This is a genomic window from Streptomyces sp. NPDC052396, assembly GCF_044593195.1.
In the GTDB taxonomy this organism is placed as follows: Bacteria; Actinomycetota; Actinomycetes; order Streptomycetales; family Streptomycetaceae; genus Streptomyces.
This window is the reverse complement of record NZ_JBIUAW010000003.1, coordinates 390401-404821: the sequence shown is the minus strand read 5'-3', so window position 1 is coordinate 404821 and position 14421 is coordinate 390401. Positions and strand designations below refer to the sequence as shown.

General features: G+C 70.1%; 12 protein-coding genes. 8 read left to right on the top strand and 4 right to left on the bottom strand.

Annotated elements, in window-relative coordinates; all coding sequences use genetic code 11:
• Positions 1-59 precede the first annotated feature (59 nt).
• Positions 60-1589 carry a helix-turn-helix domain-containing protein gene (locus tag ACIHFE_RS10235; RefSeq protein WP_400105391.1) on the bottom strand — a complete coding sequence of 510 codons (1530 nt, stop codon included), beginning with the start codon at positions 1587-1589 and terminating at the stop codon, positions 60-62.
• A gap of 93 nt (positions 1590-1682) precedes the next feature.
• Here ACIHFE_RS10235 and ACIHFE_RS10230 point away from each other — a divergent pair, with 93 nt between their 5' ends.
• The 3 genes from ACIHFE_RS10230 (at position 1683) to ACIHFE_RS10220 (ending at position 3545) form a co-directional block, all read left to right on the top strand.
• The gene (locus ACIHFE_RS10230) at positions 1683-2687 is read left to right on the top strand and encodes a hypothetical protein (RefSeq protein ID WP_400105390.1); all 1005 of its coding nucleotides are present in this window, start codon (positions 1683-1685) and stop codon (positions 2685-2687) included.
• Between the two features lies 1 nt (position 2688).
• Positions 2689-3051: a GntR family transcriptional regulator gene (locus ACIHFE_RS10225; protein WP_400105389.1), complete on the top strand. Its 363-nt coding sequence runs from the start codon at positions 2689-2691 to the stop codon at positions 3049-3051.
• 71 nt (positions 3052-3122) lie between these two features.
• A complete protein-coding gene (locus ACIHFE_RS10220; protein ID WP_400105388.1) occupies positions 3123-3545 on the top strand; it encodes a DUF1992 domain-containing protein in 423 nt (140 codons plus the stop codon).
• On the opposite strand, the gene ACIHFE_RS10215 is transcribed toward ACIHFE_RS10220, so the two are convergent.
• Positions 3512-4168, bottom strand: coding sequence for a response regulator (locus ACIHFE_RS10215; protein ID WP_400105387.1), 657 nt, complete (start codon positions 4166-4168; stop codon positions 3512-3514). The two genes, ACIHFE_RS10220 and ACIHFE_RS10215, sit on opposite strands and share 34 nt — an antisense overlap.
• Entirely contained in the window at positions 4165-5364 is a 1200-nt protein-coding gene (locus ACIHFE_RS10210; protein ID WP_400105386.1) for a sensor histidine kinase, read from the bottom strand. The genes ACIHFE_RS10215 and ACIHFE_RS10210 overlap by 4 nt, the downstream gene beginning before the upstream one ends.
• A gap of 135 nt (positions 5365-5499) precedes the next feature.
• Between ACIHFE_RS10210 and ACIHFE_RS10205 the strand changes: the two genes are divergently transcribed.
• The 4 genes from ACIHFE_RS10205 to ACIHFE_RS10190 all read left to right on the top strand — a co-directional run bounded on the left by ACIHFE_RS10205 (position 5500) and on the right by ACIHFE_RS10190 (position 10475).
• On the top strand, positions 5500-6411 hold the full coding sequence (locus ACIHFE_RS10205; RefSeq protein ID WP_400105385.1) for an ABC transporter ATP-binding protein: 912 nt from the start codon (positions 5500-5502) through the stop codon (positions 6409-6411).
• On the top strand, positions 6408-7241 hold the full coding sequence (locus tag ACIHFE_RS10200) for an ABC transporter permease (RefSeq protein WP_400105384.1): 834 nt from the start codon (positions 6408-6410) through the stop codon (positions 7239-7241). The genes ACIHFE_RS10205 and ACIHFE_RS10200 overlap by 4 nt, the downstream gene beginning before the upstream one ends.
• 312 nt (positions 7242-7553) lie before the next feature.
• The gene (locus tag ACIHFE_RS10195; RefSeq protein ID WP_400105383.1) at positions 7554-8405 is read left to right on the top strand and encodes a hypothetical protein; all 852 of its coding nucleotides are present in this window, start codon (positions 7554-7556) and stop codon (positions 8403-8405) included.
• Positions 8406-8543: 138 nt separating this feature from the next.
• Positions 8544-10475, top strand: coding sequence for an FG-GAP-like repeat-containing protein (locus tag ACIHFE_RS10190; protein WP_400105382.1), 1932 nt, complete (start codon positions 8544-8546; stop codon positions 10473-10475).
• Positions 10476-10538: 63 nt separating this feature from the next.
• Here ACIHFE_RS10190 and ACIHFE_RS10185 read toward each other — a convergent pair whose 3' ends face one another.
• Positions 10539-11279: an alpha/beta hydrolase gene (locus tag ACIHFE_RS10185; RefSeq protein ID WP_400105381.1), complete on the bottom strand. Its 741-nt coding sequence runs from the start codon at positions 11277-11279 to the stop codon at positions 10539-10541.
• A 374-nt stretch (positions 11280-11653) separates the two neighbouring features.
• On the opposite strand from ACIHFE_RS10185, the gene acnA reads away from it, so the two are divergent.
• Positions 11654-14371, top strand: coding sequence for an aconitate hydratase AcnA (gene acnA, locus ACIHFE_RS10180; RefSeq protein ID WP_400105380.1), 2718 nt, complete (start codon positions 11654-11656; stop codon positions 14369-14371).
• The last annotated feature ends 50 nt before the right edge of the window (positions 14372-14421 follow it).

Here is a 14421-nt window from a genome sequence, read left to right as displayed (position 1 = left end):
CGCACCTCCGCCGGCCCGCATGCGCGCGGGCCGGGGCAGGGTGCGGCGGCATTCGCTCGTCAGATGTCGCGGAAGGTCTCGATCTGCGCGCCGACCGAGTTCAGCCGCTCCGCCAGATCCTCATAACCCCGGTTGATGACATAGACATTGCGCAGCACCGAGGTCCCCTCCGCCGCCATCATCGCCAGCAGCACCACCACCGCCGGCCGCAGCGCCGGCGGGCACATCATCTCCGCCGAGCGCCAGCGGGTCGGGCCCTCGACCAGCACCCGGTGCGGGTCGAGGAGTTTGACGTCCGCGCCCAGCCGGTTGAGGTCGGTGAGGTAGATGGCACGGTTGTCATAGACCCAGTCATGGATGAGGGTCTGGCCCTGGGCGAAGGCGGCGATGGCCGCGAAGAACGGCACATTGTCGATGTTGAGGCCGGGGAACGGCATGGGGTGGATCTTGTCGATCGGCGCCCGCAGTTTGGAGGGCCGCACGGTCAGGTCCAGCAGGCGGGTACGGCCGTTGTTCGCCCGGTACTCGGGGCTGCGCTCATGGTCCAGGCCCATCTCCTCCAGCACCGCGAGTTCGACCTCCATGAACTCGATCGGCACCCGGCGGATGGTCAGTTCGGACTCGGTGATCACGGCGGCCGCGAGCAGGCTCATCGCCTCCACCGGGTCCTCGGAGGGGGAGTAGTCCACATCCCGGTCGATGGTGGCCACACCGTGCACGGTGAGGGTGGTGGTGCCCACGCCCTCAACCTTCACGCCCAGCTCCTCCAGGAAGAAACACAGGTCCTGGACCATGTAGTTGGAGCTGGCGTTGCGGATGACGGTCACCCCGTCATGCCGGGCGGCGGCCAGCAGCGCGTTCTCGGTGACGGTGTCCCCGCGCTCGGTGAGCACAATGGCGCGGGTGGGACGGACCGAGCGGTCCACCGTGGCGTGGTAGGTGCCGTCGGTGGCGGCGATCTCCAGGCCGAAGTGGCGCAGCGCGGTCATATGCGGCTGTACGGTCCGGGTGCCCAGGTCGCAGCCGCCGGCGTAGGGGATGCCAAAGCGGTCCATGCGGTGCAGCAGCGGCCCCAGGAACATGATGACGCTGCGGGTGCGGCGGGCCGCCTCGGTGTCCATGGACGCCAGGTCCAGCTCGGCCGGGGGCACGATCTCCAGGTCGTTGCCGTCGTTGATCCAGCGGGCACGGACCCCGATGCTGCCGAGCACCTCCAGGATCCGGTAGACCTCCTCGATCCTGGCCACCCGGCGCAGGGTGGTGCGGCCGGCGTTGAGGAGGGTGGCGCACAGCAGGGCGACACAGGCGTTCTTGCTGGTCTTGACGTCGATGGAGCCGGAGAGCCGGCGGCCGCCGACCACCCTCAGATGCATGGGACCGGCATAGCCCAGGGAGACGATCTCGCTGTCCAGCGCTTCCCCGATGCGGGCAATCATATCAAGGCTGATGTTCTGATTTCCGCGCTCGATGCGGTTGACCGCGCTCTGGCTGGTGCCGAGGGCCTCCGCAAGCTGGGACTGCGTCCATCCACGGTGCTGCCGGGCATCACGGATGAGCTTGCCGATGCGGGCGAGGTAGGCGTCTGTCATGAGTCAGACGGTATCTCAGATATGAGATCTTGTGCGCGCCTCACCATGATCTAGAGTTGTTCTATTACTAGGCGAACAACTGGGGGTGGGGTCATGGGTGTGCCCGTACTGACGGCCGGCCGGCCGTTGCGGGTGGGGCTGGTGGTGGTGCCCTATCTGCTGGGCTGTGCGGTGTTCTCGGCGGTGTACTCCGCCCATCGGGGGCGTCTGCCGGACCGGCTGGCCACCCACTTCAGTGGCTCCGGGCATGCGGACGGCTTCAGCTCGGCGAACACCCTGCTGATATCGGCCCTGGCCCTGCTTGTGGTGACCGGATTGGTGTTCGGTGCCTGTGCTTACGCCATTGAGGTGACCCGGAACGGCTGGCGCGGCCTGATGGCCCTGGCCTATCTGATGGCCGGCTTCCTCGGCTACCTGCACTGCTCGGTGGTGCTGGTCAACGCGGGCCATAAGGATTCCGCCGACCAGGTGAGGCTCTCCCTCTGGGAGCTGGCAACGGCCCTGGGGGTCTCGGCCCTGGCCGGCGGCCTGGGGCTGCTGCTGGGCACCCTGCTGGCCCCGGCCGAGCGGAAGCCGGCCGGCCCGGCCGCCGCGCTCCGGCCCCGGCTGGACCTGGGGGAGCGGGAGAGCGCGGTGTGGACCCGGACGGTGGGCTCCCGCCCCTTGCTGGTCCTGGGCATCGCCATCGCCGGGGCCGGCGCCGGGCTGTCCGCGGCCGCCGGGTGGACCGCGGGGGTGATCACGCTGGTCTCCGGGGTGCTCTGCATCGCGGCCGCCCCCGGCGCCCGGATCACCGTCGACCGGCATGGCATCACCGCGGTACCCGCCTGGCTCCCCTTCCCCCGCCTGCACATCCCCCTGGAGCGCGTCACCTCGGCCGACAGCCGGAACATCCGGGTCTTCCAGGGCTTCGGCGGCTGGGGCTACCGGGTACGTGGCGGCGCCAGCGGGCTGGTGCTGCGCTCCGGCGACGCCCTGGTGGCCCGGCTGGTCAACGGCAGTGAGTTCGTGATCACCGTCGATGACGCCGCCACCGCGGCCCAGTTGCTGAACGCGCTGGTCGTCCGGGACGGCCGGCCCGCGGACCAGGGAGGCTGACATGCTCATCCGGCTTGACCAGGGATCCCCGGTGCCGCTCGGCGACCAGATCGCCGCCGCGGTGCGCGGGGCCATCGCCGAGGGTTCGGTACGGCCCGGCGAACGGCTGCCCGCCGCCCGCGCCCTGGCCGGCTCGCTTGGCGTCAATGTGCACACCGTGCTGCGCGGCTACCAGCGGCTGCGCGAGGAGGGCCTGATCGAGCTGCGGCGCGGCCGGGGCGCGGTGGTCACCGCCGACGACACCGGCCCGGCCCGGGCCCGCCTGCTGGCCGGCGCCGCCCGCCTGGTCTCCGAGGCCCGGTCCTTCGGCCTGGGTGACGAGGAGATCCTGGACCTGGTCCGCACCGGCCTCAGTGGTACCTGACGCCCATGGCGCACACTGGACTCGGAAGCACCGAGAGGGAGTTGGCGAAGCACCGAGAGGGAGTTGGCGCGATGACCGAACGCAAACCGCCCGGGATGGACTTCGAGACCTGGGCCGACCGGCAGATCCGTGCGGCCGAGCAGCGCGGCGACTTCAAGGAACTGGCCGGCTTCGGCAAGCCGCTGCCCGGGCTGGCCACCCCCTACCACGAGGACTGGTGGATCAAGGAGAAGATGCACCGCGAGCAGATCTCCTTCCTGCCGCCCGCCCTCGCCCTGCGCAAGGAGGCGGAGGACGCCCTGGAGGCGGCGCACCGGGCGCCCTCGGAACGGGTGGTGCGCCGGATCCTGGCCGAGATCAACGAGAAGATCGAGGCGGCGCTGCGGATGCCGCCCGCCGGGCCGCCGCTGAACCTCAGACCCTTCGATGCCGATGAGGTCCTGCGGACCTGGCGCGAGCGTCAGCCCGACGGCGCCACCAGCCCCGACTCATAGGCCAGGATGACCAGTTGCACCCGGTCGCGGGCGTCCAGCTTGGTCAGCAGCCGGCTCACATAGGTCTTCACGGTGCCCACGGTGATGAACAGGGCCTCGGCTATCTCGGAGTTGGTCAGCCCGCGCCCGACCAGCACCAGCACCTCCCGCTCCCGCTGGGTGATCCCGGTGAGCGCCGGGCGGTCGGGGGCGGACCTGGGACGGTCGGCGAACTCGGCGATCAGCCGCCCGGTGACGGCCGGGGCGATCAGGCCGTCCCCGGCGGCCACCACCCGCACCCCCTCCAGAATGGCCTCCAGGGCCATGTCCTTGACCAGGAACCCACTGGCACCCGCGCGCAGCGCCGCATAGACATAGTCGTCATCGTCGAAGGTGGTCAGCATCAGCACCCGAGCCGAGCCCGGGCCCCGGGCGATCAGCCGGGTGGCCTCGATGCCGTCCATGCCGGGCATACGGATGTCCATCACCACCACATCCGGCCCGGTGGTCTCGGCCAGCCGGACCGCCTCGGCACCGTCGGCGGCCTCCCCGACCACCTCCAGGTCCTCGGTGTCGGTGATCACCATCTGGAGCGCGGTGCGCACCAGGGTCTGGTCGTCGGCCAGCAGCACCCGGATGGTCATCGCACCCCCGCCGGAACCGGCAGCCGGGCCGCCACCCGGAAACCGCCCTCGGGGCACGGCGCGGCGGAGAACTCCCCGTGCAGCAGGGCCACCCGCTCGCGCATCCCGGTCAGCCCATACCCGGAACCCGTCGTGGACGGCCGCCGGTTGCCGCCGTCCACCACCTCGATGGCGACCTCCTCGTCCCGGCAGTCGATGGACACCCGGCAGGAGCCGGTGCCCGCGTGCCGCACCACATTGGTGACCGACTCCTGGACGATCCGGAACGCCGACAGATCGATCTCCGGTGGCAGCGGCCGCCGTTCACCGTTCCAGCACACCTCGACCCGGACCCCGGCGGCCGTGGTGCTCTCGGCCAGCCGGTCCACATCCGCCAGGCCCGCCATGGGCCGCAACGGGGCCTGCTCGCCGTCCGGTTCGGCCTGCCGGAGCGCGCCCAGCATCCGGCGCAGCCCGGACAGGGTCTCCCGGCCGGTCAGCTCCACCTCGCGCAGTGCCTGCCGGGCCCGGGCCGGCTGGGTCTCGATGACCCGGCCGGCCGCACCGGCCTGCAGGGCGATGATCCCTATGCTGTGCGCCACCATGTCGTGCAACTCCCGGGCGATGCGCAGCCGTTCGGCGGTGACCGCCTGGGCCGCGGTGCGCTCGGCCAGCTGCCGGGCGTGCTCCTGGGACTGGCGAAGCGAGTTGCCGATCAGCCAGGACACCACGGTGCACAGCACCACCACCAGCTCGTTCGAGAGGGCGATGGGCCAGCCGCACAGCACCCGCAGCACCAGATAGCCGGCCGGCACACCGAGGGCCGTGGCGGCGGCGATGTTCCCCGTCCGTCGCGGCTGGGCCGCGGTGAGGAAGCACAGCGCCACATCCACGGGCAGGCACTGCAGCAGCGGGAACCCGCCGACGCCCAGATTGCTGGTCAGCAGGAGGGCGGCGAAGAACAGCAGCCACAGGCCCGCCAGCGGCCGTCGTCGCAGCAGGACCGAGGCCCACAGCGCCGCACCGGCGGCCAGCGCCAGGAACAGCAGACCGTCCCAGCGGTAGAGCTGCGCGGCCGGCCGGGCTTCCGCCCCCCACTCCCCGGGCAGCCGGACCCGTGCCAGATAGGTCAGCGCGGTGCAGGCGCACCAGGCGAGAGCCGTCCAAGCGCCCGGTGGCACGCGCTTGATCAGGGGAAGGGGCGGCGTGAGGTGCATAACGGCGCATGGTAGCCGGGTGATCAACAGCGGGCATCGGACCGTGGATGTATGCCCGGGGATGACACCGGGCCACCCCGATTGCCCACGGTGGTGGGATGCCGTACCGGCCCGCCGCCGGACACCGTTGGTGCCGTGATCGAAGTCCAAGAGCTGACCAAACGCTACGGCCGTACCACCGCCGTCAATGGTCTGACCTTCACCGTGCGCCCGGGCCAGGTCACCGGGTTCCTCGGCCCCAATGGCGCCGGCAAGTCCACCACCCTGCGCATGATCCTGGGCCTCAACGCGCCCACCGGCGGCACCGTCACGGTGGGCGGCCAGGTGTTCCGGGACCGGCCGCGCGGATTGCGGCAGGTCGGCGCGCTGCTGGACGCCCATGATGTGCACGGCGGGCGCAGCGCCGCCGCCCATCTGGCGGCGCTGGCCCGCAGCAACCGCATCCCGGCCGGCCGGGTGGCCCGGGTGCTGGAGGAGGTGGGGCTGGCCGGCGCGGCACGCCGCCGGATCGGCGGGTTCTCCCTGGGGATGAAGCAGCGGCTGGGCATCGCCACCGCGCTGCTCGGTGACCCGCCGGTGCTGCTCTTCGACGAGCCGCTCAACGGCCTCGACCCGGAAGGGGTGTTGTGGGTGCGCGGCCTGTTCCGGCGGCTGGCCGCCGAGGGGCGCACCGTGTTTGTCTCCAGCCATCTGATGAGCGAGATGGAGAACACCGCTGACCATCTGGTGGTCATCGGCCGGGGTGAACTGATCGCCGACGAGAGCCTGGCGGACTTCTCCGCCCGGGGCAGCCGGCTGAGCGTGACCGTGCGCACCCCCGACACCGAGCGGCTGGCCCCGCTGCTGGCCGCCGAGGGCGCCACGGTGCGCCAGGAGGACGGGCAGACCCTCACCGTCACCGGGCTGCCCGCCGGCCGGATCGGCGAACTCGCCTTCCAGCACCGGGTGCTGCTCCATGAACTGGCCACCCAGGCCGCCTCGCTGGAGCGCGCCTTTATGGAGCTCACCGCCGACCGCGCCGAATTCCTCGCCGGAGAATCCCGATGACCCTGCTCGCCCTGCCCACCACCCGGGAGCCCGCTGCCCGGTTCCGCGATCTGCTGAGTGCCGAGTGGCTCAAGCTCTGGTCGCTGCGCTCCATCCGCTGGGCCTTTCTGCTGGGCGGGCTGGCCCTGGTCGGAATGAACGCCAGTGCCGCGCTGGCCGACTACAACAACTGGCCGCACTACTCCCCGGCGATGCGGGCCGACGCCTGGATGTGGGGGCTGCGGGACTCCTTCACCAACCAGGCCGGCATGGTGCTGATGCTGGTCACCGGCAGCATGGGGGCCATCACCCTGGTCGGGGAGTACGGCACCGGGCTGATCCGGACCACCTTCGCGGCCGTCCCCGACCGCCGCTCGGTGGTGCTGGCCAAGACGGCCGTGGTCACCGTGGTGTTCACCGTGTTCGGCCTGCTGGTCGTCGCCGCCTCCTACCTGGCCAGCGGCTTCATCCTCGCCGGGCGGCATGCCGATGCCTCGCTCGGCTCCCCCGGGGCGGTGCGGGTGCTGGCGGCGTCGGTGCTGCTCTCCCCGCTGTCCGCGCTGGCCGGCCTGGGCCTGGGGGCGGTCATCCGGCACAGCGCCACCACCATGGTCACCTCGGCCTTCGTCCTGTTGCTGCTGCCCGCCCTGTTCACCGAGCGGCACCGCTGGTCGGCCGATATCACCCATGCCATGCCGTACTCGGCCTGGCGGCGGCTGGTGGACACCATGCCCTCCTACCCGTCGGTCCTGCACCGGGCCACCATCGATGGGTCCTGGACGGTGTACGCGCTATGGCCGCTGGTGGCGGTCCTGGTCGCGGTGGTGCTGGTGGACCGGCGCGATGTCTGAAAAAGGTCCGCGATCTTCGTGACCTTGTTCACCTCGGTCACGGTGCGGTGAACCAACTACGGCCGCCTTGACCGTATTTGCGCGTTCCTCCTTGCGCTCAGTACAACCGGATGTGTTGATTCCGCTCCTACTTCTTGCCATGCTCCCCCCTAGCGCTCCCGCCGGCCGTGGTTCCAGCAACCCCGGCGGCGCCGGGAGCGATGGGGGTGATGGCCTGACCAGCCATCGCGGGACGGGGGAGAGACCATGCGGGGGAGAGGACGACCGGTGCGCCGGTGGGCCAGGTGCCTGACCGCGTCCGCCGGAGCCTTGATGCTGATCACGGGCGCCGGCGGCGTCGCCATGGGCGCTGCCCGGCAGAACGCCGACGGCCCCACCCCGTCCGCCTCCGCCTCCGTATCCGCCCCGCGCCTGACGTACTACGGCCCGCTGCCCAGGATCGAGGTGGGCGGCAAGGTCTGGTTCACCCTCGACGGTGCGCCGGCCGGTACGGACGAGGTGACCGTCAGCTCGTCCGCCCTGGTCAAACCGATCACGCTCACCCCGGTGAAAAAGGGCGGCGCCCAGTTCGGCCAGGTCGCCGGACCGGCTTCGGAGCACCAGGTCCGGGACGATGTGCGGCCCGGGACGTACCAGGTCACCGCGACCAGCCATGGCCAGACCCTGGCCACCGCCTCGCTCACCCTGGCCGCCAAGGGTTCGGCGGACATCGGCCGGTTTGTCATCGGCCGGAAGGGCGCGGCCCCGGGCGGTGACACCTCCGCCACCGTGCGCCCGGGCGCCGAGGCCGTCGTGGTGTTCACCGATCGCCAGCCGGACCCGGACGAGGACACCCTCACTGTCAAGTCCCCTGCCTTTGAGCACCCGTTGACCCTGAAGCAGGGCGCGGACGACCCCGGCTGCAAATGCGACGACGGGGCCACGCTCTACGGCGGGCACACCAGGCTCCGCGACGACCTCAAGCCCGGCCGGTATCCGATGACCGTGGTCAGCCATCACGGCAAGGAAACCACCACCCGGCAGTTCCAGGTGACCGGCGATCCCGTCCCGGACGGCGGCACCAGCCCCTGGATCATCGGCGGCATCGTCGCCGCCGTGCTCGCGGTGCTCGCGACGGCCGGCCTGGCCGTACGCCGGCGGCGGAAGACCGCCGCCTCCTCCTGACATCCACGCCCCCACGGCGTGGTCCTTCCGGCGCGGCGCGCCCTCATGGCTCAGTCCTGCGCGCCCCGCCCGCTTCATTCCGTCCCCCCGGCCGCTCCAGGCCCAAGGGACAACTCCTCATCGGCAAGAAGGACTTCCTTGCGAACCTCACGCACACGAATACGCCGTGTCGCCGTCTCGGCGATCGGCGCCGCGGTGTTCCTGACGAGCGGAGCCGCGTTCGCGCATGCGGACGGCGGCAAGCCCAAGCCCGGTGCGACGCATCCGGCCACAGCACCGGTCGGCACCAAGCCGGGCACGGCTCCGGCCCCCAAGAAGCCCGCCCCCACCGCGAGCAGCAGCAAGGCCGCCCCTCAACCCGGCCCCGCCGACAAGAACTTCAGCGACGCGGACGCCATCCGGTTCTGGACCCCACAGCGCATGGCCGCGGCGGTGGACCCGGCCGGGCCCGCCGTCAAGCCGAGCGCCAAGGCCCGGCGGGCGGCGCCCAAGGGCAAGGGGGTGGCCGCCGACAGCATGCCGACCGCGGAGCACATCCTGGGCCTGAAGTCCGTGGGCACCATCTTCAGTTACAAGCAGGACCCGACCACGGGTGAGATGAAGTCCCACAAGTGCTCGGCCAGCGTGGTGCAGAGCCCGGGGCACAACCTGGTTCTCACCGCGGGACACTGCAGCGGCGGCAAGGCTGTCTTCGTCCCCTGGTACCGCAGCGAGTACTCGCTGGACAAGCAGACCTATGGTTTCTACCGGGTCGGCGACTGGTTCTACGACAACCGGTATGTCCACAACACCAAGGAGAAGATCTCCGACCTGGACTTCGCGTTCGGCCGGCTTGAGGTCTCCGCCAACGGCAAGAACGCCCAGGACGTGGTGGGCGCCAACACCCTGGTGCGCACCCCGGCTTACAACAACAGCGCCTGGATGGTCGGCTACCCCTCGTCGCACAATCCGGAGGACCACGCGGTCCGCTGCCCGGTCCAGACCTCGGCGCTGCCCGGCTTCTACCAGATCCAGGCCCTGTGCCACGGCATGTGGGGCGGCGTCTCGGGCGGTCCCTGGTTCTCCAAGGTCGACTGGACCGCGGGCACCGGCGAGATCATCGGCAATGTCGGCGGCTACTTCGGCGGCGGCGATGACGCCGACGACGACTGGCTGACCTACAGCCCCATGCACGGCGACTGGTTCTTCCGCCTCTACGAGGAGGCCAAGGCCAACCAGCATGTCAACCACGGCAGCAGCTATGAGCAGCCCTCCCTCCCGTACTCCATGGGCGGCGGTGACACCTGGAAGCACGCCAAGCTGATGGCTTCCGGTGACTTCAACGGCAATGGCCACAGCGACATGATCGTGGTGTGGTCCGACGGCGAGGTCACCATGTACTACAGCGACGGCAAGGGCCACTTCACCGGTGAGCGCCGGCTGATGGCCGCCAACTCGACCTGGACCCACGCCGAGACCATGACCGCGGGCGACTTCACCGGCTCCAGCCAGTTCGACCTGATGGTGCGCTGGTCCGATGGCGAGGTCACCCTCTTCGGAGACGTCGGCTCCAACGGTCTCAATGTGTCCGGTACCCAGATGATCGGCCCCAACGAGACCTGGAAGCACGCCACCCAGATCGCGGCCGGCCGCTTCAACGCCGCCCAGTACGTCACCGACCTGATGGTGCGCTGGTCCGACGGTGAGCTCACCCTCTACACCAATGTGGGCGCCGGCTCCTTCGGCCAGGAGAACAAGCTCAAGGACTCCAACACCACCTGGCAGCACGCCACTCTGCTCACCGCCGGCGAGTTCTCCGGCAACCAGAAGTGGGACCTGATGGTGCAGTGGTCGGACGGTGAGCTCGACAACTACGTCGGCACCACCACCGCCGGCCTCGGCAATGAGGCCCGTATCCAGGACGCCAACTCCCTCTGGACCCACAACACGGTGATGACCACCGGTAACTTCACCGCCAACGGCCGCACCGATGACGTCGTGGTCCGCTGGTCCGACGGTGAGACCACCATGTACATGGACACCACCGCCAACCACATGGGCACCGAGGAGAACCTCGTTCCCCACGCGTAACCCCGGACCGCTGCGGCCCCGCACACAGCTGTGTGCGGGGCCGCAGCGGCATATGCGGCCTGGCTAGCGCAGATGCCGGGCGAAGAACCCGGCCGCGTCCTCCGCCGCGAACCCCGGGACGCCCGTGTGCCCGCCCATATTGGCGTGCAGCGTCTTCTCCTGGGAGCCAAAGGCGTCGAACAGGTCCAGGGCCGCCTGCCGGTCGTTCCCCTCGTCGTCCCACTGCAGCAGGACGTGCAGCGGAATGGTGACCCGGCGGGCCTCCTCGAACATGGCGGCGGGCACCAGACTCCCGGCGAAGAAGCCGGCGGCCACGATGCGCGGCTCGGCCACCGCCAGCCGGATACCGATGGAGATCACTCCCCCCGAGTACCCGACCGGGCCGCCGATCCCGGGCAGCGACAGCAGGGCGTCCAAGGCGGCCTGCCATTCCGGGACCGACTTGTCGACGAGCGGGAGGACGAGGGCGTCGATGATCTCGTCGCCGACCGGCTCGCCGGCCGCCATGGCCCGGCGCAGGTCGGCGCGGGCCTGCTCGAGGGCGGCCCAACGGGGCCGGTCACCGCTGCCGGGGAGCTCAATGGTGGCCGCGGCGAAGCCATCCGCCGCGGCGCGCCGGGCCCGCCCCGCCAGCCGGGGGTACATCGTGCGCAGTCCGAGCGGGGGGTGGCCGAGCAGGATCAGCGGCACCGGTGCGGACGGGGAGGCGGATGCGGGCGTCCACACGATGCCGGGGATCTCGCCGAGGGTGAACTCACGCTCGAGGACACCGTCGTCGAGGTGCTGTTCAGAAGTGAAGTGCATGGTCGTGCCTTTCGGGAGTGCACGGAACGGCGCTCCCGGACGACCTATCGCCCGACCGTGACCCCGGAGGAGAGCACCCACGTCGATACGTTCACGGGTACCACCTCCTCAATCTCTCGCACGGCCGCTGGAAGGCTAGCAGGCCGGCGGGATCAGCTTTCAGTATTTTCGGTGCACCGGACGGCCTATCGGGGCATGACCAGGCCGCGCCCATGTACTAGAGTTATCTCGACATCGAGATATCTGCCGAGAGGGCGTACCGCTGTCGCGCCACTAAGGCACACCTAACTTAGGCGAACCTTAACGCATCGGCGTGACCTTGGGACGGCAGCATTGCCGTAGTACGCGCATTCATGCACATGAAGGAGACTGTCGTGTCGGCGAACAGCTTCGACGCTCGCAGCACGCTGCAAGTGGGCGACGAGTCGTACGAGATCTTCCGGCTGGACAAGGTCGAGGGCTCTTCACGCCTTCCCTACAGCCTGAAGGTGCTGCTGGAGAACCTGCTCCGCACCGAGGACGGCGCCAATATCACCGCCGACCACATCCGCGCCCTGGGCAACTGGGACTCCCAGGCCCAGCCCAGCCAGGAGATCCAGTTCACGCCGGCCCGCGTGATCATGCAGGACTTCACCGGCGTCCCCTGCGTCGTCGACCTCGCCACCATGCGTGAGGCCGTCAAGGAGCTCGGCGGCGACCCGGCGAAGATCAACCCGCTGGCCCCCGCCGAGCTGGTCATCGACCACTCGGTCATCGCCGACAAGTTCGGCACCCCGGACTCCTTCGCGCAGAACGTGGAGCTGGAGTACGGCCGCAACAAGGAGCGTTACCAGTTCCTGCGCTGGGGCCAGACCGCCTTCGACGAGTTCAAGGTCGTCCCCCCGGGCACCGGCATCGTCCACCAGGTCAACATCGAGCACCTGGCCCGCACGGTGATGGTCCGCAACGGCCAGGCCTACCCGGACACCCTGGTCGGCACCGACTCGCACACCACCATGGTCAACGGCCTCGGTGTGCTCGGCTGGGGCGTCGGCGGCATCGAGGCCGAGGCCGCCATGCTCGGCCAGCCGGTCTCCATGCTGATCCCGCGCGTGGTCGGCTTCAAGCTCACCGGCGAGCTGCCCACCGGCACCACCGCCACCGACCTGGTGCTCACCATCACCGAGATGCTGCGCAAGCACGGCGTCGTCGGCAAGTTCGTCGAGTTCTACGGCGAGGGCGTCGCCGCCACCTCGCTGGCCAACCGCGCCACCATCGGCAACATGTCGCCGGAGTTCGGCTCCACCGCCGCGATCTTCCCGATCGACGACGAGACCCTCAACTACCTGCGCCTGACCGGCCGCAGCGCGCAGCAGGTCGCGCTGGTCGAGGCCTACGCCAAGCAGCAGGGCCTGTGGCTGGACCCGGCCGCCGAGCCGGACTTCTCCGAGAAGCTGGAGCTGGACCTCTCCACGGTCGTCCCCTCCATCGCCGGCCCCAAGCGCCCGCAGGACCGCATCATCCTGGCCGAGGCCAAGGCCCAGTTCGAGCGTGACGTCCTCAACTACGTCTCCACCGCCGACGAGGCGGGTGTCGAGTCCTTCCCGGCCTCCGACGCCCCGGCCGTCCACCCCAACGGTGGGCCCTCCAACCCGGTCCAGGTCACCGCCCCCGACGGCACGACCTACACGATCGACCACGGTGCCGTCACCGTGGCCGCGATCACCTCCTGCACCAACACCTCGAACCCCTATGTCATGGTCGCCGCCGCGCTGGTGGCCAAGAAGGCGGTCGAGAAGGGCCTGACCCGCAAGCCGTGGGTCAAGACCACCCTCGCCCCGGGCTCCAAGGTCGTCACCGACTACTTCGACAAGGCGGGCCTGACCCCCTACCTCGACAAGGTCGGCTTCAACCTCGTCGGCTACGGCTGCACCACCTGCATCGGCAACTCCGGCCCGCTGCCGGAGGAGGTCTCCAAGGCCGTCAACGACCATGACCTGGCCGTCACTTCGGTCCTGTCCGGCAACCGTAACTTCGAGGGCCGGATCAACCCCGACGTCAAGATGAACTACCTGGCCTCCCCGCCGCTGGTCGTCGCGTACGCCATCGCGGGCTCCATGAAGGTGGACATCACGCGTGACGCCCTGGGCACGGACACCGAGGGCAACCCGGTCTTCCTGAAGGACATCTGGCCCTCCGAGGCCGAGGTCAACGACGTCGTGGCCAACGCCATCGGCGAGGACATGTTCAACAAGTCCTACCAGGACGTCTTCGCGGGCGACGCCCAGTGGCAGGCCCTGCCGATCCCGACCGGCAACACCTTCGAGTGGGACGCCGAGTCCACCTATGTCCGCAAGCCCCCGTACTTCGAGGGCATGACGATGGAGACCACTCCCGTCACGGACATCAACGGCGCCCGCGTCCTGGCCAAGCTGGGCGACTCGGTCACCACCGACCACATCTCCCCGGCCGGTGCGATCAAGGCCGACACCCCGGCCGGCAAGTACCTCACGGAGCACGGCGTCGAGCGCCGCGACTTCAACAGCTACGGCTCGCGCCGTGGCAACCACGAGGTCATGATCCGTGGCACCTTCGCCAACATCCGTCTGCGCAACCAGATCGCGCCGGGCACGGAGGGCGGCTTCACCCGCGACTTCACCCAGGCCGACGGCCCGGTGTCGTTCATCTACGACGCCTCGCAGAACTACCAGGCCGCCGGCATCCCGCTGGTCGTCCTGGCCGGCAAGGAGTACGGCTCCGGCTCGTCCCGCGACTGGGCGGCCAAGGGCACCGCGCTGCTCGGCGTCAAGGCCGTCATCGCCGAGTCCTATGAGCGCATCCACCGCTCCAACCTGATCGGCATGGGCGTCCTGCCCCTGCAGTTCCCGGAGGGCGCCTCGGCCGAGTCCCTCGGCCTGACCGGCGAGGAGACCTTCTCCTTCACCGGCGTCACCGAGCTCAACGAGGGCCGGACGCCGCGTACGGTCAAGGTCACCACCGACACCGGTGTGGAGTTCGACGCGGTGGTCCGCATCGACACCCCCGGTGAGGCGGACTACTACCGCAACGGCGGCATCATGCAGTACGTGCTGCGCTCGCTGATCCGCAAGTAGCAGGCCGGCGCCGCGCGTTGGCGCGGCGCCCGCTGACACGACGGCGGCCC

Excerpts from the sequence above, each read along its gene's own strand:
- ACIHFE_RS10235 (WP_400105391.1), bottom strand. The coding sequence starts at position 1,589 with ATGACAGACGCCTACCTCGCCCGCATCGGCAAGCTCATCCGTGATGCC.
- ACIHFE_RS10230 (WP_400105390.1), top strand. The coding sequence starts at position 1,683 with ATGGGTGTGCCCGTACTGACGGCCGGCCGGCCGTTGCGGGTGGGGCTG.
- ACIHFE_RS10225 (WP_400105389.1), top strand. The coding sequence starts at position 2,689 with ATGCTCATCCGGCTTGACCAGGGATCCCCGGTGCCGCTCGGCGACCAG.
- ACIHFE_RS10220 (WP_400105388.1), top strand. The coding sequence starts at position 3,123 with ATGACCGAACGCAAACCGCCCGGGATGGACTTCGAGACCTGGGCCGAC.
- ACIHFE_RS10215 (WP_400105387.1), bottom strand. The coding sequence starts at position 4,168 with ATGACCATCCGGGTGCTGCTGGCCGACGACCAGACCCTGGTGCGCACC.
- ACIHFE_RS10210 (WP_400105386.1), bottom strand. The coding sequence starts at position 5,364 with ATGCACCTCACGCCGCCCCTTCCCCTGATCAAGCGCGTGCCACCGGGC.
- ACIHFE_RS10200 (WP_400105384.1), top strand. The coding sequence starts at position 6,408 with ATGACCCTGCTCGCCCTGCCCACCACCCGGGAGCCCGCTGCCCGGTTC.
- ACIHFE_RS10195 (WP_400105383.1), top strand. The coding sequence starts at position 7,554 with ATGCTGATCACGGGCGCCGGCGGCGTCGCCATGGGCGCTGCCCGGCAG.
- ACIHFE_RS10185 (WP_400105381.1), bottom strand. The coding sequence starts at position 11,279 with ATGCACTTCACTTCTGAACAGCACCTCGACGACGGTGTCCTCGAGCGT.